This window comes from Frateuria sp., from assembly GCF_013362045.1.
Lineage (GTDB): Bacteria > Pseudomonadota > Gammaproteobacteria > Xanthomonadales > Rhodanobacteraceae > Frateuria_A.
In genome coordinates, this window is the sequence record NZ_JABFWW010000184.1 from 1 (window position 1) to 3,701 (window position 3,701).

Consider the following 3,701-nt stretch of genomic DNA (forward strand, 5'->3'; position numbering starts at 1 on the left):
AAGGGCCACTCCTGCCCGGACCCGGCCAAGAGCGCGCCGCAGGCGATTCTGCAGCGAGCACCCGCCCCTCATCGGCCCCCTTCGGGGCCACCTTGTCCCCGGCGGGGAGAGGGGATGGGCGTGCGAGCGACCAGCGCCCGGCGTCCTCGATCTCGCTCAGCGCATGCCGCCGGGCGCGCCGGTGCGGGCGTGAATCGCGCTTGGCCGCGGGGAGGAGCAGGGCGCGCAGGCCGGCGAAGCTGTCGGCGCTGATGCGGCCGGCGGCGACCAGTTCGCCCAATGCGTTTTCCAGCTCGGTGCGAAGCAGACGGGTGGCGTCGAGCAGTTCGTCGAAGAACAGCGCGCCATGCGCGGCCAGCGCGTCGGCCACCGCCTGGGCGCGGGAGGAAGGCAGCGCTTCCTGCGGCTGACCGTCGGCGGCCATGGACGTCCAGATGGCCATCTGCCGCCGCGGCAGCAGCACGATCGGCGTGGCCCGCACCGGGCCGGCGCTGCCGCCGCCGGCGCGCAGGCGGTTCCAGCCGAAGCGGCCGGCACGGCATAGCTCGTCCAGCCAGCGGCTGGCGTAGTCGCCCACGCGCGCGGGCAGCAGCTCGGCTTCCCAAGCGCCGGCGGCGGCCTCGAAACCTTCCAGCTGGTGCAGCGTCGCGATCAGGCCGTCGGGGCCTTCCAGGCGCGTGTCGGGCGTGAGGTGTTGCCAGTCGGCGAAGAAACGCAGCAGGTCGCGCCGGCTGACCGGCTCGATCTCGCGGCGCAGGCGGCCGATGGTGTAGCGGTGGATGCGCGCGAGCAGGTGGCGCTCGCACCACTCGATGGCGGGCGCGGCAGGAGTGAAGCGGCCCTGCATCACGTAGCCTTCCGACTGCAGACGCAGCAGGGCCGGTTCGATGTCCGCGAGACCGACGGCGAGCGAAGCGGCGAGCGTATCGACCGTGACCGGACCGAGGCCGCCCAGGCGGCGGCGCACCAGCTCGAGCAAGGCGTCGTCGCGGGTCCAGGTTTGCGCGGCATAGTCGGGCGGCGCGCTGATCGGCGGGTGCAACGCGGCGTCCGCATGGACGGCTTGCCAGAGCGGCAGCAATTCCGCCGCGACCCACACGCCGCCGTTCCTTCTCTCCTGCGGGGAGAAGGTGGCCCCGAAGGGGTCGGATGAGGGGCGGGTGCTCGTAGGGGATTCGCCTAGAGGGCGCGCTTGGATTGGTTCGGGCAAGAGTGTCCCCTCACCCCGGCCCGCTCCCCGGAGGGGAGAGGGCGCTGGGTCTAAGGCAAGGCGCGTGGCGCGCTGGTGCCGGGCGAGCGCATCCAGGCGTTCCTGCCAACCTGCATTGGCGGTGACCTCGTCGCCCGTGACGAACCCCAGCAGCGTCAGCGCCTCGTGCATCTCGTCGGCGCTGCGCACTTCCGGCCATGCCTCCTCGCGCACAGCAGCGATTGCCTCCGGATCCAGCCGACCAAGGTCGTCCGCATCCTCCGCACTCCAGCGCCGGCTCTGCACCGCCTGCGTACGGCGTTCCTCCAGCGGCGCGTCGTCGAGATACGCGTAGGGCGCTGCGGTGAGCACCTCCGAGGCCAGCGGGCTGGGGCCGGTGAGGTCGCGCGCTGCCACGGCGATCGCACCGGTCTCGAAGCCGCGCAGGATGCGCAGCAGCCCATCCACGTCCATCGCCTCGTGCAGGCAGTCGTGCAGCGTCTGGTTGACCAGCGGGTGGTCGGGGATCTGCCGCTCGCCCACGATGTTCTCCAGGCACGCGACCTGGTCAGGGAATACGGTGGCGAGCAGGTCCTCGCTCTTCATGCGCTGGATCTGCGGCGGCGTCTTCTTGCCGCCGGTATAGCGCGGCAGCGCCAGCGCGGTCACCGCGTTCCAGCGCCAGCGGGCGGGGAACAGCGGCGCGTCCAGCAGCGCCTGCACCAGCACGTGCTCGGCGGAGTTCGAGTGCAGGTAGCGGGCTACTTCCTCCAGCGGGAAGCTATGGCTGGTCGAGAGCGACAGCACGATCGCATCCTCGGTCGCCGCCGCCTGCAGCTCGAAGTTGAACTGGCGGCAGAAGCGCTTGCGCAGCGCCAGGCCCCAGGCGCGGTTGATGCGGCTGCCGAAGGGCGTGTGGATCACCAGCTGGGTGCCGCCCGACTCGTCGAAGAAGCGCTCCAACACGATCGTGTGCTGGGTCGGCAGCACGCCGAGGGCTGCCTTGGCGCGGTGCAGGTAGTCGGCCAGCTGCTGCGCCGCCGCCTCGCTCATCGAAAGCGTCGAGCGCAGCCATTGCAACGCCGCCGCGATGCCGCCGCCTTCCAGCAGCGCGCCGATTTCCTCGCGCAGGCGCGAGACACCGTGGGACAGCTCGTCGCTGCGCCCGGGCGCCTCGCCCAGCCAGAACGGGATGCTCGGCGGCGCGCCGTGCGCATCCTCCACGCGCAGGCGGTCGCGCTCCACGCGCAGGATGCGGTAGCTGGTGTTGCCCAGCTGAAACACGTCGCCGGCCAGGCTCTCGACGGCGAAATCCTCGTTGACCGAGCCGACGATGGTCGACTGCGGTTCCAGCACGACCAGATAGTCGGCGGTGTCGGGGATCGTGCCGCCGGAGGTCACCGCGGTCAGCCGCGCATTGCGGCGGGCGCGCAGCTGGCGATGCACGGCGTCGCGGTGGATGTAGGCCGCCCGCGCGCCGCGGCGCGTGCTGAAGCCCTCGGCCAGCATGCGCACGATGGCGTCGAACCGCTCGCGCGGCAGCTCGCGGTAGGGATGCGCGCCGCGCACCAGCGCGTACAGCGCGTCCTCGTCCCACTCCTGGCAGGCGACCTCGGCGACGATCTGCTGGGCCAGCACGTCGAGTGGTTCGACCGGCTGGATCAGCGCGTCGAGCTCGCCGCGGCGCACGCAGTCCAGCAGCGCGGCGCACTCCAGCAGGTCGTCGCGGCTGGTGGGGAACAGCCGCGCCTTGGGTGTGCCGCTCACCGCGTGGCCGGAGCGGCCGGCGCGCTGCAGGAAGGCGGCGATCGAGCGCGGCGAGGCGAGCTGGCAGACCAGGTCCACATCGCCGATGTCGATGCCGAGCTCCAGCGAGGCGGTGGCGACCAGCAGCTTCAGCTCGCCGCGCTTCAGCCGTTGCTCGGCGTCGAGCCTGAGTTCCTTGGCCAGGCTGCCGTGGTGCGCGGCCACTGCGTCCTTGCCCAGCCGTTCGGCCAGGTGGCGCGCGGCGCGCTCGGCCATGCGGCGGGTATTGACGAAGACCAGCGTGGTGCGGTGCTCGCGGGCGAGCTGGGCGAGGCGGTCGTAGACGGTGTCCCAGGTGTCATTGGACATCACCGCTTCGAGCGGGACCGGCGGGACTTCGATGGCGAGGTCGCGGGGGCGGGTGTGGCCCACGTCGACGATCGCCGCGTCGTTCTCCCTTTCCCCGGAATTTGACGAAAGCGATCTCGCGCCAATCAAAAACCTGGCGACTTCCTCGATCGGCTTTTGCGTCGCCGACAATCCGATCCGCTGCAGCGGCCGCCGGCACAGCGACTCCAGCCGTTCCAGCGACAAGGCCAGATGCGTGCCGCGCTTGGAATTGGCCAGCGCGTGGATCTCGTCGACGAGCACCGTGCGCGTGCTCTTGAGCATCTCGCGCCCGGACGCCGAGCCCAGCAGTACGGACAGCGAGTCGGGCGTGGTCACCAGGATGGGCGGCGCCAGCTTGCGCATCAGCGCGCGTTCG

General features: G+C 71.5%; 1 protein-coding gene. It reads right to left on the reverse strand.

The genetic code is table 11. The annotated features are described in order from the left end of the window. Window positions 1-3,701: DEAD/DEAH box helicase (locus HOQ08_RS08445; RefSeq protein ID WP_291193255.1), on the reverse strand; the 3,701-nt coding region annotated here is incomplete at both ends.